Source organism: Vogesella facilis (assembly GCF_042648525.1).
Taxonomy (GTDB): Bacteria; Pseudomonadota; Gammaproteobacteria; order Burkholderiales; family Chromobacteriaceae; genus Vogesella; species Vogesella facilis.
Window position 1 is genome coordinate 241,684 of record NZ_JBHRXN010000031.1, and the last position, 25,051, is coordinate 266,734.

21 protein-coding genes are annotated in these 25,051 nt (G+C 67.3%); 15 read left to right on the top strand and 6 right to left on the bottom strand.

Annotated features, from left to right (window positions below; translation table 11 throughout):
- Positions 1 to 79 precede the first annotated feature (79 nt).
- The 10 genes from ACFOLG_RS12390 to ACFOLG_RS12435 all read left to right on the top strand — a co-directional run bounded on the left by ACFOLG_RS12390 (position 80) and on the right by ACFOLG_RS12435 (position 11,507).
- The gene (locus tag ACFOLG_RS12390) at positions 80 to 841 is read left to right on the top strand and encodes a C40 family peptidase (protein WP_386092221.1); all 762 of its coding nucleotides are present in this window, start codon (positions 80 to 82) and stop codon (positions 839 to 841) included.
- A gap of 89 nt (positions 842 to 930) precedes the next feature.
- Positions 931 to 1,143, top strand: a complete 213-nt coding sequence (locus tag ACFOLG_RS12395) for a hypothetical protein (protein WP_386092224.1) — start codon at positions 931 to 933, stop codon at positions 1,141 to 1,143.
- 3 nt (positions 1,144 to 1,146) lie between these two features.
- On the top strand, positions 1,147 to 2,394 hold the full coding sequence (locus tag ACFOLG_RS12400; protein ID WP_386092226.1) for a lipoprotein-releasing ABC transporter permease subunit: 1,248 nt from the start codon (positions 1,147 to 1,149) through the stop codon (positions 2,392 to 2,394).
- The gene (gene lolD / locus ACFOLG_RS12405) at positions 2,387 to 3,070 is read left to right on the top strand and encodes a lipoprotein-releasing ABC transporter ATP-binding protein LolD (protein ID WP_386092229.1); all 684 of its coding nucleotides are present in this window, start codon (positions 2,387 to 2,389) and stop codon (positions 3,068 to 3,070) included. Before ACFOLG_RS12400 ends, lolD begins: the two co-directional genes overlap by 8 nt.
- Positions 3,071 to 3,091: 21 nt before the next feature.
- Positions 3,092 to 4,387, top strand: coding sequence for a mechanosensitive ion channel family protein (locus ACFOLG_RS12410; protein ID WP_386092230.1), 1,296 nt, complete (start codon positions 3,092 to 3,094; stop codon positions 4,385 to 4,387).
- A 1-nt stretch (position 4,388) separates the two neighbouring features.
- Positions 4,389 to 5,003, top strand: a complete 615-nt coding sequence (locus ACFOLG_RS12415; protein ID WP_386092233.1) for a response regulator transcription factor — start codon at positions 4,389 to 4,391, stop codon at positions 5,001 to 5,003.
- Positions 5,000 to 5,443: a dihydroneopterin triphosphate diphosphatase gene (gene nudB, locus ACFOLG_RS12420; RefSeq protein WP_386092236.1), complete on the top strand. Its 444-nt coding sequence runs from the start codon at positions 5,000 to 5,002 to the stop codon at positions 5,441 to 5,443. Before ACFOLG_RS12415 ends, nudB begins: the two co-directional genes overlap by 4 nt.
- A 118-nt stretch (positions 5,444 to 5,561) precedes the next feature.
- A complete protein-coding gene (locus ACFOLG_RS12425) occupies positions 5,562 to 6,269 on the top strand; it encodes a response regulator (protein ID WP_386092239.1) in 708 nt (235 codons plus the stop codon).
- A gap of 30 nt (positions 6,270 to 6,299) precedes the next feature.
- Complete coding sequence (locus ACFOLG_RS12430) at positions 6,300 to 10,556, top strand: ATP-binding protein (protein WP_386092242.1); 4,257 nt, start codon at positions 6,300 to 6,302, stop codon at positions 10,554 to 10,556.
- Between the two features lie 201 nt (positions 10,557 to 10,757).
- Positions 10,758 to 11,507: an endonuclease/exonuclease/phosphatase family protein gene (locus ACFOLG_RS12435; RefSeq protein ID WP_386092244.1), complete on the top strand. Its 750-nt coding sequence runs from the start codon at positions 10,758 to 10,760 to the stop codon at positions 11,505 to 11,507.
- Here the strand turns inward: ACFOLG_RS12435 and ACFOLG_RS12440 are convergent.
- Positions 11,504 to 12,514, bottom strand: a complete 1,011-nt coding sequence (locus ACFOLG_RS12440; protein WP_386092247.1) for a LacI family DNA-binding transcriptional regulator — start codon at positions 12,512 to 12,514, stop codon at positions 11,504 to 11,506. The genes ACFOLG_RS12435 and ACFOLG_RS12440 overlap by 4 nt on opposite strands.
- Positions 12,515 to 12,701: 187 nt before the next feature.
- Here ACFOLG_RS12440 and ACFOLG_RS12445 point away from each other — a divergent pair, with 187 nt between their 5' ends.
- The 3 genes from ACFOLG_RS12445 (at position 12,702) to ACFOLG_RS12455 (ending at position 15,952) form a co-directional block, all read left to right on the top strand.
- Positions 12,702 to 13,601, top strand: coding sequence for a sugar phosphate isomerase/epimerase family protein (locus ACFOLG_RS12445; RefSeq protein WP_386092249.1), 900 nt, complete (start codon positions 12,702 to 12,704; stop codon positions 13,599 to 13,601).
- A gap of 190 nt (positions 13,602 to 13,791) precedes the next feature.
- Positions 13,792 to 14,718 (top strand): sugar phosphate isomerase/epimerase family protein, encoded by a 927-nt coding sequence (locus ACFOLG_RS12450; protein WP_386092252.1) that lies wholly within the window; start codon positions 13,792 to 13,794, stop codon positions 14,716 to 14,718.
- 61 nt (positions 14,719 to 14,779) lie between these two features.
- Positions 14,780 to 15,952, top strand: coding sequence for a Gfo/Idh/MocA family protein (locus ACFOLG_RS12455; RefSeq protein WP_386092255.1), 1,173 nt, complete (start codon positions 14,780 to 14,782; stop codon positions 15,950 to 15,952).
- 155 nt (positions 15,953 to 16,107) lie between these two features.
- Here ACFOLG_RS12455 and ACFOLG_RS12460 read toward each other — a convergent pair whose 3' ends face one another.
- The 5 genes from ACFOLG_RS12460 to ACFOLG_RS12480 all read right to left on the bottom strand — a co-directional run bounded on the left by ACFOLG_RS12460 (position 16,108) and on the right by ACFOLG_RS12480 (position 21,397).
- Positions 16,108 to 17,121, bottom strand: coding sequence for a Gfo/Idh/MocA family oxidoreductase (locus ACFOLG_RS12460; protein ID WP_386092258.1), 1,014 nt, complete (start codon positions 17,119 to 17,121; stop codon positions 16,108 to 16,110).
- Positions 17,122 to 17,262: 141 nt separating this feature from the next.
- On the bottom strand, positions 17,263 to 18,249 hold the full coding sequence (gene iolG, locus ACFOLG_RS12465) for an inositol 2-dehydrogenase (RefSeq protein WP_386092261.1): 987 nt from the start codon (positions 18,247 to 18,249) through the stop codon (positions 17,263 to 17,265).
- A 250-nt stretch (positions 18,250 to 18,499) separates the two neighbouring features.
- The gene (locus ACFOLG_RS12470) at positions 18,500 to 19,513 is read right to left on the bottom strand and encodes a Gfo/Idh/MocA family oxidoreductase (RefSeq protein ID WP_386092264.1); all 1,014 of its coding nucleotides are present in this window, start codon (positions 19,511 to 19,513) and stop codon (positions 18,500 to 18,502) included.
- A gap of 82 nt (positions 19,514 to 19,595) precedes the next feature.
- Positions 19,596 to 20,414 (bottom strand): TIM barrel protein, encoded by an 819-nt coding sequence (locus tag ACFOLG_RS12475; RefSeq protein ID WP_386092266.1) that lies wholly within the window; start codon positions 20,412 to 20,414, stop codon positions 19,596 to 19,598.
- An 83-nt stretch (positions 20,415 to 20,497) separates the two neighbouring features.
- Entirely contained in the window at positions 20,498 to 21,397 is a 900-nt protein-coding gene (locus tag ACFOLG_RS12480) for a sugar phosphate isomerase/epimerase family protein (protein WP_386092268.1), read from the bottom strand.
- A 203-nt stretch (positions 21,398 to 21,600) separates the two neighbouring features.
- Between ACFOLG_RS12480 and ACFOLG_RS12485 the strand changes: the two genes are divergently transcribed.
- Both ACFOLG_RS12485 and iolD read left to right on the top strand, forming a co-directional pair.
- Positions 21,601 to 22,653 carry a LacI family DNA-binding transcriptional regulator gene (locus ACFOLG_RS12485; RefSeq protein ID WP_386092271.1) on the top strand — a complete coding sequence of 351 codons (1,053 nt, stop codon included), beginning with the start codon at positions 21,601 to 21,603 and terminating at the stop codon, positions 22,651 to 22,653.
- A 168-nt stretch (positions 22,654 to 22,821) separates the two neighbouring features.
- A complete protein-coding gene (gene iolD, locus ACFOLG_RS12490) occupies positions 22,822 to 24,678 on the top strand; it encodes a 3D-(3,5/4)-trihydroxycyclohexane-1,2-dione acylhydrolase (decyclizing) (protein ID WP_386092274.1) in 1,857 nt (618 codons plus the stop codon).
- The last annotated feature ends 373 nt before the right edge of the window (positions 24,679 to 25,051 follow it).

A 25,051-nucleotide genomic window follows, 5' to 3' on the forward strand; every position in this document is an offset into this window, starting at 1 on the left:
TTCAGAATCAGCCAGCCCGCGCACGCCGAATTGCGGCAGCCGTCGAACCGGACGCGCGGAAGCTTGTCCTTAATAAGCTATGAAATTTCATCATTACTTGCTGGCCGGTGTGCTGGCCGCTTGCATGGCGCTGGCCCATGCCGCGCCGGATCGAAGCGCAGACAGCCGCTCGGCCGATGAAAGCGCCGACCCCATCGCCCGCTTCTCCAACCCGGGTGAAGAGGCCGCCGGCGATCTGCTGCTGCAGGCGATGAGCCTGCTGGGCGTGGCCTACCGCTTTGGCGGCAGCAACCCGGAAACCGGGCTGGATTGCTCCGGCTTCATTCAGTACGTGTTCAAGAAATCGCTGCACGTGAACCTGCCGCGCACTGCCGCCGGCATGGCACAGGTTGGCCGCGAAGTGGCGCAGGATGAACTCAAGCCGGGGGATTTGGTCTTCTTCAACACCCGCGGCTTCCGTTACTCGCACGTGGGCATTTTCCTCGGCAACAGCAAGTTCATCCATTCGCCGCGCACCGGCAAGAACGTAGAAGTGGCCAATATGAGCCAGAGCTACTGGGTGAGCCGCTACAATGGCGCGCGCCGCGTGGCGCGTGGCACGCAGATCGCCGCCGCCGACAATGTCGAGGCGCCGGTGGTGGCCAGCAAGCGCCAGGGCAGCGCGGTGCCGGCCAAGGCCAGCGCCAAGTCGGCAAGCAAGAGCAGCGACAAGGCCGACAAGCGCAGCGTCAAGGGCAAGGCGCGCAGCAGCAAGAGCGAGGCCGGTAGCAAGAAGGCGCGCAGCAAGAGCAGCGAGCCGGTCAGCAAGAAAAAGCGGCCGCCGCGCAAGCGCAGTAGTTGATGGCAGTACCGCTCCGGCCGCCTGGCCGCCGGGGCGCGAATCAGACCGGATGCCCGCTGTCGCGGGCATCGACATTTGCAAGGTGAAGCATGAATCTGGAATTGCCGATCTGGCACGCCGCCGATGGCAGCGTGGTCTCCTGCACCGAGAAGGTGAAGGTGATGACCGAAAACATGGAAGAGCTGGCGCAGATGGCGCAGGACGCATTTGAAGACGCCATCCTGATGGGCTGCGACGAGCAGCAAGTGCGCGGCTTCCTGGTGTCGCTGATGCAGCGGCTGGACAACCCCTACCAAGGCTGATCCATGTCCCTTCGCTACGAGGCCTTCATCGGCCTGCGTTACCTGCGCGCGCGCCGGCGCAATGGCTTTATCTCCTTTATTTCCCTGTTGTCGGTGATCGGCATCGCGCTGGGGGTGGCGGCGCTGATCGTGGTGCTGTCGGTGATGAACGGCTTCCAGCAGGAAATCCGCGGCCGCATGCTGTCGGTGGTGTCGCACCTGGAGGTGTCCAGCTACGACGGCCGCATCGCCGGCTGGCAGCCGCTGCTGGGTACCCTGGCGCAGCAGCCGCACGTGCTGGCGGCGGCGCCGTATGTCAGCGCGCAGGGCCTGTTGTCCAGCGGCGGCAATGTGCGTGGCGCGATGCTGCGCGGCATCGAGCCGGCGGCCGAGGGCAGGGTGGTGACGCTGGGCAAGGAGATGCTGCGCGGCAAGCTTGAATCGCTTGAGCCCGGCAGCTTCCGCATCGTGCTGGGGGTTGAGCTGGCACGCGCGCTGGGGGTGGAAGTCGGCGACAAGGTGACGCTGATCACGCCGCAGGGCAGCGTCACCCCGGCCGGCATGATGCCGCGGCTCAAGCAGTTCACCGTCAGCGGCGTGTTCAAGGCCGGCATGTTCGAATACGACGCCTCGCTGGCGATGATTTCGCTGCGCGACGCGCAGGTGCTGTTCCGCCTGGGGCAGGATGTGTCCGGCGTGCGCCTGAAGCTGGACGACGCCATGCTGGCGCCACAGCTGAAGGCCGAGCTGGCCGGCAAGCTGGCGGCCAACCAGGTGGCCAGCGACTGGACCGATATGAACGCCAACTACTTCCGCGCGGTACAGATCGAAAAACGCATGATGTTCATCATTCTGACGCTGATCGTGGCGGTGGCGGCGTTCAACCTGGTGTCCACGCTGGTGATGGTGGTGACCGACAAGCAGGCGGACATCGCCATCCTGCGCACGCTGGGCGCCAGCCCGGCCAGCATCATGAAGATCTTCGTGATCCAGGGCTCGGTGGCCGGGGTGATGGGCACCATCGCCGGCGTGGCCGGCGGCCTGCTGCTGGCCTTCAATCTGGGCAGCGTGCAGCATGCCATCGAGCAGATCATCGGCGCGCGGCTGCTGTCCAGCGAGGTGTACATGATCGATTTCCTGCCGGTGGATGTGCAGCCGGCCGATGTCACCACCATCGCGGTGATCTCGCTGTTGCTGTCGCTGCTGGCCACGCTGTACCCGAGCTGGCGCGCGGCGCGTACCCGTCCGGCGGAGGCCCTGCGCTATGAATGATGAAGTATTGTCCTGCCGCCAGCTGTCGCGGCGCTACCGCGAAGGCGAGCTGGACGTGGAAGTGCTGCGCGGCATTGACCTCAACGTTGGCCGCGGCGAGCGGCTGGCCATCGTAGGCGCCTCCGGCAGCGGCAAGAGCACGCTGCTGCACTTGTTGGGCGGGCTGGACACCCCCAGCAGCGGCGATGTGCGCCTGATGGGGCAGCCGCTGGCCGGCATGAGCGAGAAGGCACTGGGCCAGTTGCGCAACCAGCACTTGGGCTTCGTCTACCAGTTCCATCACCTGCTGCCGGAATTCACCGCGCTGGAAAACGTGATGATGCCGCTGCTGATCCGCCGCCTGCCGCGCCACGAGGCGGCGGCACAGGCCAGTGCCATGCTGGCGCAGGTGGGGCTGGGGCAGCGCCTGCAGCACAAGCCGGGTGAGCTGTCCGGCGGCGAGCGCCAGCGCGCCGCCATCGCCCGTGCGCTGGTGACGCGCCCGGCCTGCCTGCTGGCGGACGAGCCTACCGGCAACCTCGACCGTGGCAATGCCGACGCGGTGTTCCGGCTGATGCTGGAACTGAACACCACGCTGGGCACCAGCCTGATCATCGTCACCCACGACCACGAGCTGGCGGCCAAGGTTGGCCGCGTGCTGACGCTGGGGCCGGACGGGCTGGCCGGCAGCCATTGAATCGCCTGACAAGGAGCATGCATGCTGGAGCACGGCACCCAACCGTTGACCTTTGATCGCCTGATGGACGCGCTGCAGGGCCCCACCGGCTGGCTGGAGCTGGCCATCGCCGCCGGCTGCGTGCTGCTGGCCTGGGGGCTGTCGCGGCGCATCTACGCGCGCTGGTTTGTGGTGGCACCCGACGGCCACTGGTCGTTCGGCAAGTACCTGGGCTACCGGCTGGTGTTCCCGCTGTCGGCGCAGCTGCTGACGCAACTGGCCGGCCTGGGCTGGCACCTGCTGCTGCACGGCAAGTCGCAGCTGCTGGTGGTGATCGCCATGCTGCTGTTCTGGCTGTCGCTGATCCGCGTGCTCACCGCCGTGGTGCGCCATGCCTTGCCCAGCGGCCGCTTCGAGCGTAGCAGCGAGAATTTTGTCGCCATGCTGTTGTGGCTGGGCTTTGCCAGCTGGGCCACCGGCGTGGACGTGGTGGTGCTGGACTGGCTGGAATCCATCAGCTTCCGCGTCGGCAAGAGCCAGATCAACCTGCTGCTGATCCTGTCGGCGCTGGTGTGGGTGTCGGTGATCCTGGTGGCGGCGATGTGGGTGAGCAAGCTCATCGAGGCGCGGGTGATGCGGCTTACCGAGGTCGACCTCAACCTGCGGCTGGTGTTCAGCAAGCTGGCGCGCACGCTGCTGATCATCATCGCGGTACTGGTGGCGTTGCCCATCGTCGGCATCGACCTCACCGTGCTGTCGGTGTTCGGCGGCGCGCTGGGCGTCGGCCTGGGTTTCGGCCTGCAGAAGATCGCCAGCAACTACGTGTCCGGCTTCATCATCCTGCTGGAACGCTCGATCCGCATCGGCGACCGGCTGATGGTGGAAAACCGCACCGGCTACGTCAGCAAGATCACCTCGCGCTACGTGGTGCTGAAAACCGCCGACGGCTCCGAGGCGCTGGTGCCCAACGACACGCTGATCGCCAGCACCGTGGTCAACCAGTCGTACTCGGACAAGGCGCTGTGGATCAGCCTGCCGGTGCAGGTGGCCTACGGCACCGACCTGCCGGCGGCGCTGGCGTTGCTGCGCCAGGCGGCGGAACACCCGCGGGTGAAGCAGGACCCGGCGCCGGCGTCGTTCGTGGTGGCGTTTGCCGATTCCGGCATTAATCTGGAACTGGGCATCTGGGTGCTGGACCCGGAAAACGGCATGCTGGGGCTGCGCTCCGACATCAACCTGCGCATCTGGCAGCTGTTTGGCGAACACGGCATCGACATTCCCTACCCGCAGCGTGAGGTGCGCGTGGTGGCCGAGGCCGCCAGCGCCGGAGGAATGTGACATGCAACGACTGGCGGTGATCGATGATGATCTGGCGGTACGGCAGGCGCTGCTGTGGCTGCTGGAATCCCCCAGCCTGGGCGTCAGCGGCTACGACAGCGGCGAGGCCTTTCTTGCCGACGCGGCGGCGGCCAACTTCAATTGCCTGATCGTCGACCTGCGCATGGGCGGCATGAGCGGCATCATGCTGCTGGAAAAGCTGGCCGCCTGGGACTACTGCCCGCCGGTGCTGATGCTGACCGCGCACGGCGACGTGCCGCACGCGGTGGCGGCGTTCAAGCTGGGGGTGGTGGATTTCCTGGAAAAACCGTTCGACGACCAGCACCTGCTGCAGCTGGTGGAAACCTGCCTGCAGCAGGACAGCGCGGCGCGCGAGCGCTTCGCCCGCCGCCGCCAGGTGGCCGACGCGCTGCAGACGCTAACCGAGCGCGAGCGCGAGGTGATGCAACACATCCTGGCCGGGCTGCTCAACAAGCAGATCGCCGAGGAGCTGGCCATCAGCATGAAGACGGTGGAAGTGCACCGTGCGCGGGTGTTCGACAAGATGGGGGTGAAATCCGCGGTGGAGCTGGCCGGGCTGATCGGCATCCTGGACGGCAAGGGTGGCAAGGCATGAAGCCGGCCAAGCAACCGGTGTCGGTGCTGGTGGTGATCCACACCCCGGACCTGCAGATTCTGCTGATCGAGCGCGCCGACCGTCCCGGCTACTGGCAGTCGGTCACCGGCAGCCGCGAGGGCGACGAGTCGCTGGCCGACACCGCGCGCCGTGAAGTGGCGGAGGAGACCGGCATCGCTGCGGTGGGCCTCTGCGACTGGCAGCAGCAGAACGTCTACGAAATCTACCCGCACTGGCGCCACCGCTACGCGCCGGGCGTCACCCACAATACCGAACACGTGTTCAGCCTGGAGTTGCCGGCGCCGCAGCCGGTGACCCTGGCCGCCGGCGAACACCTGGCCTGGCAGTGGCTGCCGTGGCAGCAGGCGGCGGCGCTGGTGTTCTCGCCATCTAATGCCGATGCCATAAAAAAACTAGCGGTTGCTAGGTTTAAGGCATAATTGCTCCATTGTTTGCTGTTAATATCCGGCTTTCTTTTTAGTTAACTCTTATCAATCACGATGGCTGCGCGAGCGGGCTATCATGACGGCATGAGTTGGCAGCAATGTGGAGCGTGTCATGAGAGTTGCTTATGACAAGTTGCGGGTGCTGGTGGTCGACGACCAGATGCTGGTGCGCACGCTGATTGTCAGAACCCTGCGCGAGCTGGGCGTCGGCGAGGACAACATCTACCAGGCGGTGGATGGTGCCACCGCCAAGCGGGCGCTGGACGCCAAGATGGTCGACATCGTGCTGTGCGATCTGCAGATGGAGCCGATCAACGGCATGGATCTGCTGAAGGAAATCCGCTGCGGCATGACCCTGAACGTGTCCACGCTGCCGTTCGTGTTCCTGTCCGGCCATGCCGAAAAGAACAACATCGTGTTGGCCGCACGGCTGCATGCCGACGGCTTCATCATCAAACCGCCCAAGCCCGCCGAGCTGGAGCGCCACCTGCAGGAGGCGCTGGCCCGGCCGCGGCCGGAGGCCGACCCGTTTGCCTACTGCACCATTCCCACCGGCACCCGCCACGACAAGCATCTGTTCAGCGAGCTGATCGCCGAGGCGGCGCGGCAGATGGACGAAGACCAGACACCGGTGGAAAGCGTGCCGCTGACCGAGGTCAAGCCGGGGCGCATCCTCGGTGCCGACCTGCACAGCCAGAGCGGCCACCTGCTGCTGCAGCGCGGCGCCAGCGTTACCCGTACCCAGCTGCGGGTGCTGAGCGAATTTGCCGACCGCTTCGGGGTGAGCCACATGGTGCTCACCCAGCCGGGCGACGACTAGCCCGGCCGCCATGCCGGCCAAGGGGGCAGCATGAACCAGCCACAGCGCGACAACAGCCAGACGGCCGCCATCGGCCACGCCATCCGGTTGACGGTGCTGCTGCTGGGCGGTCTGCAGCTGATGGCATCCATGCTGCTGCTGCTGTCCGGCTACCACGGCTACCGCAAGGCCAGCGAGCACGAGGCGCTCAATGGCGCCAACCTGGCGCTGTTTACCGCAGCGCAACAGCTGGCACGCGAGAACGACCAGACTCTGGCGCTGCTGCTGGCGGCCAACGCCGGCACGCGGCCAACGTTGGCCGCACTCACCGCCACCCGTCACGAAACCGACCGCCTGCTGCAGCGCGAACTGCAGCAGGGGGCCCAGGCGCGCTACCCGGAGGCGGTGCGGCAGCTGGCGCGGCTGCGCCAGCACCTGGCCACGCTGCAAGGCCGCCGCGCGCTGGTGGACCAGGAGCTGCGGCAGCAGCCCTACGCCTTCAACGAAACCGCGCTGTCCGGCTGGAAGCTCACCGTCGGCCCGCTATACGACACGCTGGACCGCATCCTGCAGCAGGACAGCTTCTGGCTGGTGGACGAGGCCGACCCGGCGCTCAACCGCATGGCCACCCTGAAATACCAGGTGTGGAGCCTGGGCGGCATGCTGCAGGCCGAAGCCAACGCCTTGCTGCAGCGCGGCTACTTTGCCCGCCAGCTCAACAGCAGCGACGAATACGACCTGCTGCGCCGCCAGGAGCAGGCGCAGCTGCTGCTGGGCGAGCTGCGCGGCGGCGCGCGCTTTCTCGGCAACGCCCAGTTGCAGCAGCAGCTATCGCGGGTCGGCGACCTGGTGTGGCGGCTGCGCCGCAGCAGCGAGCAGCAGCGCGCGCTGCTGCAGGGGCAGGACGCAGCACAACTGGCCGCGGCGGCGCTGCCGCAGTACCAGCAGCTGAACCAGGAGATCAAGCGGCAGCTGGGTGAGCTGTTCAATGTGCTGACCGAGGTGATGGCGCGGCGGGTGGAAAGCAACAAGGCCAATTACCAGCGCGAGCTGATCGCCAACGCCGGCTTTGCCCTGCTGGGCCTGGGGCTGTACCTGTACCTGCTGCGACGCATGCGCGGCAGCATTCTGCAGCCCTTGCAGCGCATGCAGCGGCTGCTGGATGCCGCCGCCGACGCCATCCTCACCGTGGATGGCGAGCAGCGCATCCGGGTGGCCAACCAGGGCGCGAGCAGCATGTTCGGCTATAGCCGCCGCGAGCTGCACGCGATGCCCATCGACCAGCTGCTGCAGTGCGAGGCGCTGGCCGCGCTGTGGCACAGCGCCGACAAGGGCCAGCCGCGGCCGCTGCCCGGTTGCGGCCTGCATGCCGATGGCAGCCGCTTCCAGGCCGCCATCTCGCTCAGCCCCTTGCCCGCCAGCACCAATGGCGGCGACCGCTACCTGCTGATCGTGCGCAACGAGCAGGAGCGGCACGAGGCGCAGGTGTCGCTGGCGCGCAGCATGCAGCTGCTGGCGGCGATCCATCACGTGGAAAGCCTGCTGCTGGCGCGCAGCACGCGGCACACGGTGTACCACGAAATCCTGTTCAGCCTGCTGCAGTACTGCGGCAGCAGCGACGGCGTGATCCTGGCGCTGCACAGCGCGCACGACGGCCGCGAGCAGTTCCAGCAGCAGGCCCGTATCGGCAGCGCGCCGCTGCCGGAATGGGTGGACGCCTTCTGCGCCATGCCGCTGACGCAGGCCATGCAGCTGGGGCAGCAGCACAGCGAAGTGCAGCAGGATGGCTGGCACTTCCTGCTGGTGCATGTCGACCAGCGCACCGTGATGGTGGCCGGGGTTGCGGCCAACCTTGACGCGCTGCAGCAGGTGGAGCTGCAGCCGCTGCTGGCGGCCGGCAGCAGCATCGTGCGCTTCTATGCCGAGGAGGATCGCCGGCGGGCATCGGAGCACAATCTGCGCGAAGTGCTGCAAATGGAGGAGGCGATCTACAGCGCCTCGCCGGTCGGCCTGCTGCGGCTGGACCAAGACTACGGCATCGTGCGCGCCAACACCGCCGGCTGCCGGCTGTTCGGCATGGCCGATGGCGGCCTGCACGGTGTGGCGCTGCGGCAGCTGATCGCCAGCGATGCCGCGTGGCAGCAATTGCGCGCCCAGCTGCAACTGGCGCAGCGTGAAAACCGCCAGGCCAGCCTGGAAATCGAATGCCGCCACCGCAGCGGCCAGCCGATCTGGGTATTGCTCAGCGGCCAGCTGCTGCTGCCGGAGCTGCCGCAGCAGGGCATGATCCTGGCCTGCCTCGATAATACCGAGCGCCGCGCCGCGCGCGAGGCGCTGCGCCAGGCGCGCGACCAGGCTGCCGCCGCCCGCCAGCAGCTGGAAGTGGCGGTCGAATCGCTGGAAGAAGCGTTCGCCTTTTTCGATAGCAGCGACTGCCTGGTGCTGTGCAACCGCCGCTATGCCGAGCTGATCGGCAGCGGGCAGCCACCGGCCGGTCTGCAGGGCTGGCACTTCGAACAACTACTGCAGGTGGCGCTGCAGACCAGCGAGCACCCGGAAGAGCTGTTTTCCCACGACGACTGGGTGGCCGAGCGCCTGCGCCGCCACGCCAGCGGGCAGGCGTCGTTCCAGATCAGCATCGGCGAGCGCTGGTACCAGCTGAGCGACCATGCCATCCCGGGCGGCGGCGCGGTGTGCATCTACGCCGACATCACCGACCTCAAGCAGCAGGAAATGGAACTGTTGCTGGCGCGCGACCAGGCCGAGCAGGCCAGCCGTGCCAAGAGCGCCTTCCTCGCCACCATCAGCCACGAAATCCGTACCCCGATGAACGGCGTGCTGGGCATGCTGGAGCTGCTGGCGCTGACGCCGCTGGATGCCGGTCAGCGCGACAGCATCGACACCATCCAGGATTCGGCGCAGACCCTGCTGCGCCTGATTGACGACATCCTAGATTTCTCCAAGATCGAGGCCGGCAAGCTGGACATCCTGCCGGAGCCGGCATCGGTGGCCAAGCTGCTGCACAAGGTGCACCAGCTGTTCAGCGACCTGGCGCAGCGCAAGGGGCTGACGCTGACGCTGCAGGTCGACCCGCTGGTGGCCGGCACGCTGTTGCTGGACCCGCTGCGGCTGCGCCAGATCCTGCAGAACTTCTGCAGCAATGCGGTGAAGTTCACCGAGCACGGCGAAATCGTGCTGCGGGTGCAGTGCCTGCACGACAGCGCCAGCCAGCAGACGCTGCGCTTTGCGGTGCAGGACAGCGGCATCGGCATCGCGGCGGACAATCTGGCGCGGCTGTTCGAGCCGTTCACCCAGGCGGAAAGCACCACCACGCGGCGCTTCGGCGGCAGCGGGCTGGGGCTGGCCATCTGCCGCAGCCTGGCGCGGCTGATGGGCGGGCAGGTCGCGCTGGACAGTGCGCCGGGGGTGGGTACCACCGCCACGCTGCAGCTCACACTGGCCAAGACCGACGCGCTGGCCGCGCCGGCGGCGGCGCCAATTGCATTGCCACGCCAGCCGGCGCTGCCGCAGCAGCTGCCGGTGCTGCTGGTGGAGGACAACCCCACCAACCGCAAGCTCACCATCAAGCAGTTCGGCCTGCTGGGCTACCCGCTGGAAGTGGCGGACAACGGCACGGAGGCGCTGCAGCGCTGGCAGCGGCAGTCGTTCGCGCTGATCCTCACCGACTGCCACATGCCGCAGATGGACGGCTACGAGCTGGCGCGCACCATCCGCTACTACGAAGCGGCGCTGGAAGACGCCCGCCGTATTCCCATCATCGCCTGCACCGCCAATACCTCGCAGGAAGAAGTGGCCAAGACGCGCGACGCCGGCATGGACGACTTCCTGCCCAAGCCGCTGGGGCTGGAGGCGCTGGCCTCGATGCTGGAAAAATGGCTGCACCACGCCTGGCAGCCGGCGCCGCCCGCCGAGCCCGCCAGTATCGAGGCCGCCGTGCCGCCGCCCGCGCCGGATACCCCGCTGGATCGCCGCGTGCTGGCGGTGTACAGCAGCGGCGACTGGGCGGTGGAGCGCGACATCCTGGCTGATTTCCTGCACGGCAACGACGACGACATGGCGGCGCTGCAGCAGGCGGTGACGGCGGCCAACCCGGAACGCATCGCCTGGGCGGCGCACCGCATCAAGGGCGCCAGCCGCATGGTGGGCGCCAGCCTGCTGGCGGAAGCCGCCGCCGCGCTGGAGTCCGCCGCCCACAGCGGCGACCAGGCGCAGCTGGATGCCGGCTGGCCGGCATTGCAGCACAGCCTGCAGCAGTTCAAGGATTGGCTGCAGTGCCAGCCGGCGTAGCCGCTGCCGCTGGCGGCGCGTGCTTGCCGCCGCGTCAGCTACGTCGGCTTTGCGGCGCGCCGCGGCTGCGGGTGGCATAGACTTTATAAGGCTAAGTCTTTGTCGAAATCGTGTTTTAACTTCTTGATTTTCAATGCGCGTTTCCAGCAAAAAACAGTGGTATTTGGTAATGAAAAATTAACATAAGCTACTGATAAATATATGAAATCAATCTCTGTGCTTACCTACAACCTGCACAAGGGCATGTCGCCGCTGGGGCGGCGGGCGCTGATGCCGGAGATCGCCGGCGCGCTGCAGGGGCTGGATCCGGACGTGCTGTTCCTGCAGGAAGTGCAGGGCCGCCATCTGGCGCGTGAACGGCAGCACCAGGGTTGGCCGCAGCATGATTTCCTGGCCGGCCAGCTGACGCGGCATGCCAGCTACGGCATGAACGCGCGCTACGACCACGGCCACCACGGCAACGCGGTGCTGTCGCGCTTTCCCATCGCCGCCGCGGCCAACCATGACCTGACGGTGAACCGGCTGGAGCAGCGCGGCCTGCTGCACACCCTGATCCAGCCGCAAGGTTGGCCGCAGCCGGTGGCTTGCCTGTGCGGCCACTTCAACCTGCTGGCGCGCGACCGCCGCCGCCAGTACCAGGTGCTGCTGCGCTACCTGCGCCAGCACATTCCCGCCGACATGCCGCTGATCCTGGCCGGCGATTTCAACGACTGGCAGCGCGAGGCGGACGAGCACCTAAAGGCCGCCACCGGCCTGACCGAAGCCTTCGTCAGCCACACCGGCCGCCACGCGCGCAGCTTTCCGGCGCGGCTGCCGCTGCTGCCGCTGGACCGCATCTACCTGCGCGGGCTGGAGGTGGAGTCGGTGGCGGTCTGCCACGGCCAGCCGTGGTCGCACCTGTCCGACCACCTGCCGCTGCTGGCGCGGGTGCGGCCGCGCAGCCGGCACTAGATGTTGGCCGGCGTGTGCACCATGCACGGCAGGATCGCCTGCTCGCGGCTGCGCGCCGGCCGGCCCTGCAGCGCTGCCAGCATGGTGTCCACCAGCCGCGCCGACATCCAGTCCAGCGGGTGCGACAGCACCATACTGAGCAGCTCCTCTCCCAGTGCCGGGCGGGTGATGTCGGTCAGGTCGTGGCACACGGTCACCAGCCCGGCGGGGCGCTGTTCGCGCAGCGCCTCCAGCACGCCCTCGATGCCGCCGCCGGCCACGTAGATGCCGGCCAGATCCGGGTGGCGGTCCAGCAGCTCCAGCGTCGCCTGCTGCGCCAGGTTGACATCCTCCAGGCTGGGCAGGGTTTCCAGCACCTGGAACTGCGGTGCGTACTCGCGCAGATAGGCGCGAAAGCTGATCTCGCACTGCTCCTGGCACAGGTAGCGGTGGCTGCCCAGGATCAGCCCCACCTTGCCCGGTCGCGGCGCCAGCCGCGAGATCGCCCACGCCGCAGTGCGGCCAACCTTGCGGTTGTCCAGCCCCACGTAGCCGGCGCAGCCCTCGGCGCTGAGGTCGGATACCAGCGCGTACACCGGCATGCCGCGCGCCGCCAGCGTATCCACCGCCTGGCTGATCTGCGGGTGGTCCGCCGCCACCACCGCGATGGCGTCCACGTCGCGCGCCATGCTGTGCAGCCGGGCCGCAACGTGCTGCGGGGTCAGCACCTCCAGATAGTCGATCAGCAGCTTGGCGCGTCCGGCGGCCGCCAGCTCCAGCGCCAGCCCCAGCTCGCGGTAGAAGTAGGTGCTGTGCCGCTGCAGCAGGATGCCCAGCCGCGGCGCCGCCTGCTGCTCGATGCGGTGGCGGATCAGCCCGGTACGGCGAAAGCCCAGCTGCTCCGCTGCCGCCAGCACCTTCTGCGCCGTCTGCGGCCGCACCCTGGCGCGCTGGTTGATGACCCGGTCCACCGTGGCCACCCCCACGCCGGCCAGCCGCGCCACGTCTTCCATGGTCGCCTCGCTCATGTTTCCTCCGGTTTTGATAGACCTATCAAAAATGTTTCGGCGCTGGCTGATAGGTCATGGCATGCAAGCGGCTCGGCTTGTTGCCTTATGAAATCAGCCAATTAAACTGCAGCTACCGACAGCGCTGCCAGCGATGATCGACAGCATATCAGCAAAACTATCAAAACAGCCCGGAGCAGACACGGCCATGAAAATCGCACTCGACCCCTATATGCACCGCCACCTGGCGCTGCCCGAACTGGTACGCAAGACCGCCGAGCTGGGCTATGACCAGATCGAACTGTCGCCGCGCGCCGACTTTCTCGACTGGTGGGTGATGCCGCGCGCCCATAAGCAGCGCATCGCCGAGTTCAAGCGCGCGCTGCGCGAGCACGGCGTTGGCCTCGCCACCCTGCAGCCGATGTACCGCTGGGCCAGCCCGTTCGAGGACGAGCGGCAGTGGGCGATGAAGTGCTGGAAGAAGGCCATCGAGGTAGCGGTGGCAATGGACTGCCAACTGATGATCTCCGAATTCGGCCGTGGCGCCTCGCCGGAGCGCTCGGTCGGCCAGGGCGCCGGCGCCAACACCCGCGAAATGTGCGAGGCCGCCTGGTGGCGCTCGATGGAGGAGCTGGTGCCGATCCTAGAGCGCGAGGACATCATCCTGTCGGTAGAGCCGCACCCGGAAGACTGGGTGGAAACGCTGGCCCCGGCGCTGGACATCGTGCAGGTGCTGGGTTCCAAACACGTCAAGCTGTCCTACATCGCGCCGCACACCTTCTACTACGGCGACGACATGGCCGCCATGCTGCGCGCCGCCGCGCCGGTGCTGGCCCACGTGCGCGTAGCCGACACCTTCAACCACAAGGCCAGCTCGCAGCTGCGCTACATCGTCAACCCGCCCGGCTCCGGCCACATCCGCGTGCACCAGCACCTGGACATCGGCCAGGGCGAGATCGACTGGGAGCTGTTCTTCGCCACCCTGGCCGAGGTCGGCTTCGACGGCGTGCTGTCGTCCTGCGTGTTCGCCTGGGAGGAGCGTGCCGACGAATCGTCGCGCTTCATGCGCAAAGAGATCCAGCGCTACCTCGACAAGTACCCGCGCTAAGGCACCATTCACAAAACCCCTGATGCTGCATTGCGCCGCCTTGTCGTACTAGTTGTACTGCCTGCGGCGGCGCGCTTTGCCTCAGCCATTGCATTGGGTTTTGTGAGCAGTGCTCTGTTTTTCAGCCACCCCGTTGCCGCCATGCGGCCGCCACGGGCAGGCCCCGCTTTGCCCAACACAAGGAGACAACATGACTATCAAGATTGCCAGCGCCCCCTGCTGCTGGGGTGTGGACGACGTGAACAACCCGCACCTGCCACCGTGGCAGCGGGTGCTGGACGAGGCTTCCCAGGCCGGCTACCAGGGCATCGAGCTGGGCCCCTACGGCTACATTCCGCTGGATGTGGAACTGGTGGGCAATGCGCTGCACCGCCACCAGCTGTACATCGTGGCCGGCACCATCTTCGACGACCTGGTGGCTGCAAAAAACCTGGACAACCTGCTGCAGCAGACGCGCGACATCTGCCGCCTGATCACCCGCCTGCCGCGCCCGCCGCAGGTAGACGGCCAGCGGTTCGCCGCCCCCTACCTGGTGGTGATGGACTGGGGCCACCCGGAACGCGACTTCCAGGCCGGCCACAGCGAGCGCGCGCCGCGCCTGAGTCAGCAGGACTGGCAGCGCATGGTGGCGCACATCCGCCAGATTGCCGCCGTGGCGCACAGCGAGTTCGGCGTGCGCACCGTGATCCACCCGCATGCCGGCGGCTATATCGAGTTCGCCGACGAGATCCTGCAGATACTGGCCGACATTCCCTACACCGAGGCCGGGCTGTGCCTGGACACCGGCCACCTGTACTACGCCGGCATGGACCCGGCTAAGTGGCTGCGCCAGCACGCCAGCCGGCTGGACTACATCCACTTCAAGGATATCGACCTGGCGGTGTACCAGCAGGTGATGCAGCAACGCATCGCCTTCTTCGATGCCTGCGCCAAGGGGGTGATGTGCCCGATCGGCAAGGGGGTGATCGACTACCCGGCCATCCGCCAGCTGCTGGATGACATCGGCTACCGCGGCTACATCACCATCGAACAGGAACGCGACCCGCGCCATGCCGACAGCAGCCTGCGCGACGTCACCGCCAGCCTGCACTACCTGCAACAGGCCGGTTTCAACTGACATGACCTGCAGCCAGCCGCGCCACGGCGCAAGGTTGGCCGCATACACAGGAGACAGAGACATGATCAACGGAGAAAAACTCACCGCCACGCCGATTCGCTGGGCCATGGTGGGCGGCGGCAAGGGCAGCCAGATCGGCTACATCCACCGCAGCGCCGCGCTGCGCGACAACGTGTTCCAGCTGCTGGCCGGCGCCTTCGATATCGACCCGCAGCGCGGCCGCGACTTCGGCGCCAGCCTGGGCGTGGACCCGGGGCGCTGCTACCCGGACTACCAGACGCTGTTTGCCGAGGAGGCCAAACGCCCGGACGGCATCCAGGCGGTGTCCATCGCCACGCCCAACGGCACCCATTTCGCCATCTGCAAGGCGGCGCTGCAGGCCGGGCTGCACGTGGTGTGCGAGAAACCGCTGTGCTTCACCACCGCCGAGGCCGAGGAGCTGCAAACGTTGGCCGCAAGCCGTGGCCGGATCGTCGGCGTCACCTACGGCTACGCCGGCCACCAACTTATCGAGCAGGCGCGGCAGATGATCGCCGCCGGCGAGCTGGGCGACATCCGTATCGTCAACATGCAGTTCGCGCACGGCTTTCACAGTGCGGCGGTGGAGGAGGCCAATCCGGCTACCCGCTGGCGCGTCGATCCGAAGTTCGCCGGCCCCAGCTATGTGCTGGGCGACGTCGGTACCCACCCGCTGTACCTGTCGGAAGTGATGCTGCCGGAGCTGAAGATCAGCCGCCTGCTGTGCAGCCGGCAGAGCTTTGTCGCCAGCCGTGCGCCGCTGGAGGACAACGCCTTCACCCTGATGCAGTACCACGGCGGCGCGATGGGCTTCGTGTGGTCCAGCGCGGTGAACGCCGGCTCCATGCACGGCCAGAAGATTCGCGTCATCGGCTCGAAGGCCAGCCTGGAATGGTGGGACGAGCGCCCCAACCAGCTGAGCTTCGAGGTGCAGGGCCAGCCGGTGCAGGTGCTGGAGCGTGGCATGGACTACCTGCACCCGGCCGCGCGGCACGACGACCGCATCGGCGGCGGCCACCCGGAAGGGCTGTTCGAGGCGTGGTCCAATCTGTACTACCGCTTTGCGCTGGCGATGGACGCCAGCGACCGTGACGACCGCGCCGCGCTGGCCGCCATCCGCTACCCGGACATCCACGCCGGGGTGGAAGGCGTGCGCTGGGTGGAAAACTGCGTACGCTCCGCCGACCTGGGCGGGGTGTGGGTGGATTACCGCTGAGCCGTCAGGCCCGGATGTGGCAGCGCGGCATCCGGGCCGCCGGCGTAGGGCAGATGGCAAAAAACGTTGGCCGCAAACCGGTAGCGGCGTGCGGCCAAGGTGGGCATTACCCGCCCGGACACGCGCGGCGCATCCGGGGGCGGGCGGGGCTTGGGTTACAGCGTTACCGCCTCGCCGCTGCGGAACGCCTGGGTGATGGCGAGGCCGATGCGGGTGGCTTCGCGGGCATCGGCCAGCGTCACCGGCGACGGGCGGTTGTCGCGGATGGTGTCGACGAACACCTGCGCCTCGGTGACGAAGGCCTCGGCAAAGCGCTGGTAGAAGTCCTGCACGCACTCGTTGCGCACGCCGTGGGCGTCGCTAATCTCCACCCGGTTGGCGCGCGGGTTGGCGCCCACGCTGAGGCGGCCTTCGCTGGCGAAGATCTCGGTCAGCGTCTCGTGGCCGTGCGCCTGGGTGCGCGAGGCGTAGAAGCAGGCCAGCTGGCCGCCTTCGAACTCGCACATCGCCACGCCGTTGTCCACGTCCTGGTGCTCGGCCAGCGCCGGGTGCAGCGCGTTGGTGCCGGTGGCCCATACCCGCTTCGGCGTGGGGTTGCCCAGCAGCCAGCGCGCCAGGTCGATGTCGTGGATGCTGCAGTCCATGAAGATGCCGCCGCTGCTGGCGGAGAAGCGCACGAAGAAGCCGCTCTCGTCGTTACGGTCGCAGGTCTGCGAGCGCAGCAAATAGGGGCGGCCGACGCTGCCGGCGGCCAGCTTGGCGGCGGCATCGCGGTAGCTGGCGTCGAAGCGGCGCACGAAGCCGATCATCACTTTCAGCTGCGGGTGGCGTGCGGCTTCTGCTTCCACCGCCAGGCAGTCTTCCACGTTCAGCGCCAGCGGCTTCTCGCAGAACACGTGCTTGCCGGCCTTCAGCGCGGCAATGATCTGTTCGGCGTGCAGCGAGGTGGGGGTGACCAGGAACACGGCGTCGACGTCCGGGTTGGCCAGCACCTCGGCGTAGTCGGCGTACAGGCTGACGCCGGGCAGGGCGGTGGCGGCCCAGTCGCGCTCCTCGGCGACCGGGCTGCAGGCGGCAAGCAGTTGTGCGCCGTGGGTTTGTTGCAGGTTGGCCGCATGGCGGCGGCCGAGGCGGCCGAGGCCGACGATGGCGAGACGTACTGTAGTCACGGAGATGTCCTTGAATTGGGCGCCAATCCTGCTTGCAGCCAGGCCGGGGCGGCCGTTCCTATCGTCCTTCAGCGGCATGCAGGCCGCTGTCACGCGGCAGTCCCGGGTTTGGCTGAGGGTGCAAGCAGGTTTGGCAATGATTTACAGGGCGATGACGCGGCCTTCCTGCCACGAGCGGGTGGCGGCGTCGGCCAGTTCCAGTGCCTTCACGCCATCCTGCACCGTGGTGCGCGGCGTTTCGCCCTGGGTGATGACGCGGAAGAAGTGCGCCATCTCGCCGGCGTAGGCGGCCTGGTAGCGTTCCAGGAAGAAGTGTTCCGGCAGGTCGGTGGCTACCTGCTTGCTGCCAAAGGCGGTGACTTCGGTCGGGCGGTGGTTGCCGGCCTGCAGCATGCCGAGGCTGCCCTGCACTTCGAAGCGCTGGTCGTAGCCGTAGGCGGCGCGGCGGGTGGTGTTGATCTGGCACAGGCGGCCGCTCTTGGTGCGCAGCGTTACCGCGGTGCAGTCGGCGTCGCCGGCATCGGCAATGGCCGGGTCGGTCAGCACGCTGGCGCTGGCATGCACGCTGACCACTTCATCGGCCAGGATCCAGCGGCAGATGTCGAAGTCGTGGATCAGCATGTCCTTGAAGATGCCGCCGGAGCGCTTGATGTAGTCCACCGGCGGGGCGCCCGGGTCGCGGCTGGTGACGATCAGCATTTCCGGGCTGCCGATCTCGCCGGCGTCGATGCGTGCCTTCACCGCGGCGAAGGTCGGGTCGTAGCGGCGCTGGAAGCCGATCAGGCACGGCACCTTGGCAGCAGCCACCGCGGCGGCGCAATCGCGGGCGCGCGCCAGGTCGAGATCGACCGGTTTTTCGCAGAAGATGGCCTTGCCGGCGGCGGCGGCGCGCAGGATCAGCTCGGCATGGGTATCGGTGCTGCTGGCGATCACCACTGCGCCCACGCTGGCGTCGTTCAGCGCGGTGTCGGTGTCGCTGACGCTGGCGCCGTATTGTTCGGCCAGTGCGGCGGCGGACGGGGCGTGGGTGTCCACCACGTATTTCAGGCGCACGCCTTGGTGCGCAAACAGGTTGGCCGCGTGGATCTTGCCGATACGGCCGGCGCCGAACAGGGCTACGTCAATCATGGTGCTCTCCGTGTTGTAGTTGGGTGGCCGCCCGCCTGTCGGAAACACCGGCTGCGCTGGCGACCTGCTGGCGCCCGTGGCGGACGGCCTATTGCCAACGCAGTATAAGATTAGAAATTAATTTCTCAAATACAAAACAGCTAGAAAATTTTTTGATTAATTCGGCTGTGCCGCCGCCGCAACAACCGCGTCAGCAGCCCCGCTACGCTGACAGTAAAGTAGCAGGGCGCGCTGACGCGGTGTCTACGCCTTAGCGCGGATAGAACGCCGGACGCGCGCCCAGGCTGATGGCTTCCACCTGACGCGTTTCCTGCGCCTTGACGCAGGCATCGGCGGCCACGGCGGCCGCGTAGCCGTCCCACGCCGACGGGCCGGTCAGCGCGCCGTCGCGCACGCCGTTGATGAAGCCTTGCAGCTCCACGTCGTAGGCGTCGATGAAGCGCTGCTTCCAGTCGGTGAGGATGGCGGTGCCCAGCCGCGCATTGCTGCGCAGCAGCACGCTGGCCGGCTCCGGCAGGTTGGCAATGCCGCTTTCACCCACCACCGCGCACTGGATGTCGTAGCCGTACTGGCAGTTGACGAAGATTTCCACGTCGATGCGCACGCCGCGGGTGGTTTCCAGTAGCACGATCTGCGGGTCGGCCAGGTGCGAACTGGCGTGGCTGCTCTTGCGCGGGAACACCACCTGCGCGGACACGTAATCGTCGTCCAGCAGCCAGCGCAGCACGTCCAGCTCGTGGATCACGGTGTCGGTAATCGCCATCGGCGTGGTGTAGCTGTCGCCCACCGTCGGGTTGCGGTGCGCGCAGTGCAGCATCAGCGGCGCGCCGATGCTGCCGCTGGTGATCACCTCTTTCAGCGCGCGGTAGCCGGCGTCGTACGGGCGCATGAAGCCGACCTGCACCAGCCGCTTGCCGTGGGCGATCTCGGCATCGACGATGCGGCGGCAGCCTTCGGCGGTCACCGCCAGCGGCTTCTCGCAGAACACTGGCTTGCCCTTGGCGATGGCGGCCAGCACGAACTCTTCGTGAGTCGGGCCCCAGGAGGTAACCAGCAGCGCCTGTACCGCCGGGTCGGCCACCAGGGTGTGCGCATCGGTATGCACGATGGCGTCCAGCTGGTAGCGCGCCACGGTGTCGCGCGCCTGTTGCGGGTTGATGTCGTTCACCGCCACCACGCGGGCGCCGGACAGCGCCTGGGTGATTCTGCGGATGTGGTCCTGGCCGATGGCACCGGTGCCGATTACGCCGATTTGCAGGGTCATGATCTGTTCTCTCTATGTTGTTGCTGTCGGGTCAAGGTTGGCCGCATGGCTTGCGGCCAACCTTGTGGGGGTATTGCTCGGCTCAGCCCAGCGAGTGGCGGATGTAGTCCATGCTGCTGCGCAGCAGCGCTTCGCTGTCGCTGGCTTCCATGATCTCGGCGGCAAACGGCTCGAACGACACCACGCCGTCGTAGCCGCGCTCAAGCAGGATGGCCAGCTGGCGCAGATTGCCCAGGCGGTCGGCATCGCCCACCAGCACGCGGTGGCCGTCGCGCATCTGGTTTTCCGCCAGCTCTTTCGACTCCACGCCGGAGATGTGCACCAGACCGGTCAGCTCGGGGTAGAAAATGTCTTCGCCGGACAGGTGGTGGTGGAAGGTGTCGTGCACCAGCTGGTAGTGGCGCTCGCCGGCGGCATCGAAAATCGCCTTCACCGCGTCGGACTTGCGCCGCAGCGAGCACTCCTCGAAGCCCAGCGGCTCCACTAGGCCGCTGATGCCGTGGTCGTCCAGAATCGGGCGCAGCTGTTTCAGCGCGTGTACCAGATCGCGGTAGCGCTCGCTGGCGTTGCGCTGGTCTTCCCAGCTGTTCAGTGGGCACATCACCAGCGCCTCGGCGCCGCAGTCGCGGGCGTAGGCGGCCAGCTTCACCGCGCGGGCCTGCAGGTCGGCATCGAACACATCGAACGGGTACAGCGCGTTGATGGAGCGGATGCGGATATTGGCTGCCTGTGCCGCCTCGCGGATGGCGGCCGGGCTGGTGCCGTCGCTGATCTCCACGCCGTTCAGGTCGTTGCGGATCTCAATGGTGTTGACCCCCAGGCGCTGGCACATGCTCAGGTAGTCGTGGAACGACAGGCGCGGGGCGCTGATGCGGTTGATGGCAAAGTCGATGCGGCTCATGGTTGATGTCTCCTTCTGGTTTTTGGGCGAAGCGCTGCCTGCTCCGTGTCGTGCGCGGGGAGGCTGGAAAGCTGTGGCTGGTGTTAACGGGTGTATTTATCGAGGTAGCGCTGGATCTCGCTGCGCATGAAGCGCGACGACTCGTCGGCGCGCTCCTCCCAGGCAAACACGCAGGACGACAGCACGCCGTCGAAGCCGACCTCGGCCAGGGTGGCGAAGAACAGTTCCCAGTCGATCTCGCCCTGGCCGATGTCCAGGTGCTGGTGCACGCGGATGTGGCTGGAGCCCGGCGGGTTGACGATGTAGCGCAGCTGCGAGCTGGCCTTGTGGTTGAAGGTGTCGGCCACCCGCACGTGGGCCAGCACCGGCGCCGCTTCGCGCAGCATGGCGGCCATGTCGTCGCCGTAGTAGAAGGTGTGCGGCGCGATGTAGGACAGTTTGACGTGCTTGGAACCGAGCACACGCACGATGTCCAGCGCCGGGGCCAGCGTTTCCACCCAGTCTTCCGGGTGCGGCTCCACCGACAGCGTGATGTCTTCACGCTCCAGGATCGGCACCAGTTCTTCCATCGAGCGCCACCAGGCGGCCTCGCACATTTCGCGGGTATTGGCGCCGGCGCCCTGGCCAACCGAGCGCTCCGGCGAGGCGCCACGGCCGAATTCGGAGATCATCAGCCGGCAGTCCATTTCTACCGCTACCTCGATGGCTTTCTTCCAGCACTTCATCGCCCACTGCCGCTCGTCCTCGAACGGGCTGGCCCAGCGGTACATCGGCTGCAGGGTGGCCAGGCCAACGCCGTGCTCGCGCAGCGCGCGCTTGAACTCGGCGATGCGCGCGGCGTGGGCGCGCGGCATCACCCACCAGTCGAGAAAGTCGGCGCGCGGCGACAGCTCGATCTGGTCGTAGCCCAGCTCGGCGGTCTTGCGTACCAGTTCGGGCAGTGCCAGGTGGCGGTGCATATAGGGGTCGAGTGCGATTTTCATGCTGATCTCCTCCGGTTGTTATGTTGGCCGCAGCCTGTGTCGGCTGCTGGTGTGCGCTCAATCTAGGGCGTTGACGAGAGAAGATCAGCTTCCATTTTGACGATAAATCGTCAAAATGGGGTTAGGCTGCCGCTCAGCGCGGCGGGATGCTGCCGGCGCTGCCGCACTGCTGCGGGCCAGCTTTCACCGTTACGGAGCCACAGATGGACAGTCCTACCCGCCGCAAGAAAACCGCGCGCTTCGTCGAGATCGCCGCGCTGGCCGGCGTCAGCGTCGCCACCGTCGACCGGGTGCTGAACGAGCGTGGCAGCGTGTCGGCCAGGGCGCGGGCACAGGTGGTGGAGGCGGCGCGCCAGCTGGCGGTGCCGCGGCTGCTGCCGGAGACGCGGCACGGGCTGATCCATATCGACATCGTGCTGCCGGACAACCGCACGCCGTTCTTCCAGCGTCTGGGCCTGGCGCTGCAGCGCGGGGTGGCGATGCTGGACAAGCGGCTGGTGGTGCACCGGGTGTGGACGCCGGACCAGGACGAGGCGGCGCTGCTGCGCGCCATCGGCCCGCGCCGCTATCCGCGCCAGGCGCTGATCGTGGCGGCGCCGGACACGCCGGCGGTGCGCGCCGCGCTGCAGCAGGCGCGCGCGCGCGGCGAGCACATCGCCATGGTGGTGACGCGGGTGGGCGAGGTGGCTGGCGCAGGCTATGTCGGCATCGACAACCACGCCGCCGGCCGCAGCGCCGGCTACCTGCTGGGGCGGCTGTGCCGCAAGGTTGGCCGCGTGCTGCTGCTGTCCAGCCGCCGCGACTACCTTGGCCATATCGAGCGCAGCAGCGGCTGCCGCGAGGTGTTGCAGCAGCAGTTTCCGCAGCTGCTGTGCGATGTGGAGGTCAGCGAAACGCACGACGACGCCGACAAGTGCTACCGCGCGGTGAGCCACGCCTTCCAGCGCGGCGAGGTGATCGCCGGCATCTACAATACCGGGGCCGGTTCGCCCGGCATCGAGGCGGCGCTGCGGCGCTACGCGCTGGACAAGGTGTGCTGGGTGACGCACGAGCTGTCGGACGATCACCGCCAGTATCTGCAGCAGGGGCTGCTGGACGTGGTGATCGACCAGGACCCGGACACCCAGGCGATCCGCGCGCTGCAGCACGTGCTGGCGGCGCTGGAGATGGCGCCGGCGCAGACGGCGGCCGGCCACGGCGGCGAGTTCCGGCTGTATTTTGCCGAAAATATGGGGCCGCAGCCGTACCTGGGCTGAGGCGGGCGGTGGCAGCGGCGTGGCGAGCGTTGCGAAATTAATTTCTATCAATTTAAAATTAAGAAAATAATTTGCAAAAAGACGCCGTTCCTATATCGTGAGCAGGTAGCCGCCCGCTGACGGCGGAGTAACGGCCCACGGCAGGCCGCATGGACAAGGAGACAAACGGTGAAGACAGTACGCTTGACGGTGGCCCAGGCGCTGGTGCGCTATCTGGCCGCGCAGTATGTGCAGGCCGCGGACGGTACGCGCGAGCAGCTTTTTGGCGGGGTATGGGCGATCTTCGGCCACGGTAACGTGGCCGGCCTCGGCGAGGCGCTGTACGCGATGCGCGACAAGCTGCCCACCTTCCGTGCGCACAACGAGCAGGGCATGGCGCTGGCCGCTACCGCCTACGCCAAGGCGCACTTCCGCCGCCGCATGATGGCGGTGAGCACCTCGATCGGCCCCGGCTGCACCAACCTGGTGACCGCCGCCGCCACCGCCCACGTCAACCGCCTACCGCTGCTGCTGCTGCCGGGCGACATCTTCATTACCCGCGCGCCGGACCCGGTGCTGCAGCAGGTGGAAGACTTCCACGATGGCGGCGTGTCGGCGGTGGACTGCCTGCGCCCGGTGTCGCGCTATTTCGACCGCATCGTGGTGCCGGAACAGCTGCTGACCGCGCTGCCGCGCGCCATCACCTACCTGACCGACCCGGCGCTGTGCGGCCCGGTGACGCTGGCGCTGCCGCAGGACGTGCAGGCGGTAGCCTTCGACTGGCCGGAAAGCTTCTTCGACGAGCGCACCGTGCGCTTCCGCCAGCCGCCGGCCGAGCAGATCGAGGTGGCCACCCTGGCGGCACAGCTGAAAGCCGCCAAGAAGCCGATGATCGTTTCCGGCGGCGGTGTGCTGTACAGCCAGGGCGGGGTGGAGGCGCTGAACCGCTTCGTCGCCAAGCACGGCATTCCGGTGGGCGAGAGCCAGGGCGGCAAGGGCGCGCTGGCGTGGGACAACCCGCTGCTGGCCGGCTCGGTAGGCGTCACCGGTACGCCGGCGGCCAACGCGCTGGCGCAGGACGCCGACGCGGTGCTGGCGGTGGGCACCCGGCTGCAGGATTTCACCACCGGCTCGCACGCGCTGTATGCGCAGGCCAAGCTGCTGTCGATCAACGTCAACACCTTCGATGCCATCAAGTGGGGTGGCAGCAGCATGCAGGCCGATGCCGCCGCCGGGCTGGACGCGCTGTCCGCCGCGCTGGGCGACTGGCGTGCCGATGCCGGCTGGGAGGCGCAGTCACGCAAGCTGTGCGACGGCTGGCGCCGCCAGCTGGCGGAGATCGTGGTCAGCTCGCGCGCGGCGCTGCCGACCTATGCCGAGGCCATCGGCGCGGTGCAGGCGTCGGCGGCCGATTCTGCGGCCAACGATATCGTGCTGTGCGCCGCCGGCACGCTGCCGGCCGAGCTGCACAAGCTGTGGCGCACCAGCCGCCCCGGCGGCTACCACATGGAGTACGGCTACTCCTGCATGGGCTACGAAGTGGCCGGCGGCCTGGGCGCCAAGATGGCGCAGCCCGAGCGCGAGGTGATCGTGATGGTGGGCGACGGCAGCTACATGATGCTGAACAACGAGCTGGCCACCTCGGTGATGCTGGGGCAGAAGATCATCGTGGTGCTGCTGGACAACGCCGGCTATGCCTGCATCAACCGGCTGCAGCAGGCCTGCGGCGGCGCGCAGTTCAACAATATGTACGAGCACTGCCTGACCGGGCCGGACGGCGCGCCGGCCATCGACTTCGAACTCAACGCTCGCTCGCTGGGGGCGGAGGCGGAAACGGTGCGCAGCGTGGCCGAGTTTGCCGAGGCGATGCAGCGTGCGCGCGCGTCGAAGAAGAGCTACCTGATCAGCATGCAGGTGGATGGCCCGCAGTGCACGCCGGAAGGCGGCAGCTGGTGGCAGGTGGGCATTCCCGAGGTGTCGGAACGGCTGGAGGTGCGCGAGGCGCGCGCCCGCGCCGACGAGGCGCAGCGTCGCCAGCGCTGGTAACGCGCAGCGCAGCTTGGCCGCAACGGGCTGTCGGGAAACCGGCAGCCCGTTTTGCTTGCGCGCGGCGCGGCGCCGGGCGATGGCGGCCGGCTGGCGGCGTTGCATTTCTGCACCGGGCGGCACCGGAGGCGGCGGTTGTGCGGTGCTGAGCGGTATCGATGCCAGTGCGCTAACTGGCTGTATTCACTGCCTCTGCCGGCGGTTTTACCGGCTGCGGCCAACCTTCAAACGTGCGTTCATGGAAATAAATTTCTACTTAAAAAAATTAGTGAAATTTTATTTGCAATTGTCGGCGCGAACTCTTATCTTAGTGACACGGACTTGTCGCGGGCCTGGCCCCGCTACCGCGCTGGCGGTGGAGACGGCGAGCCCG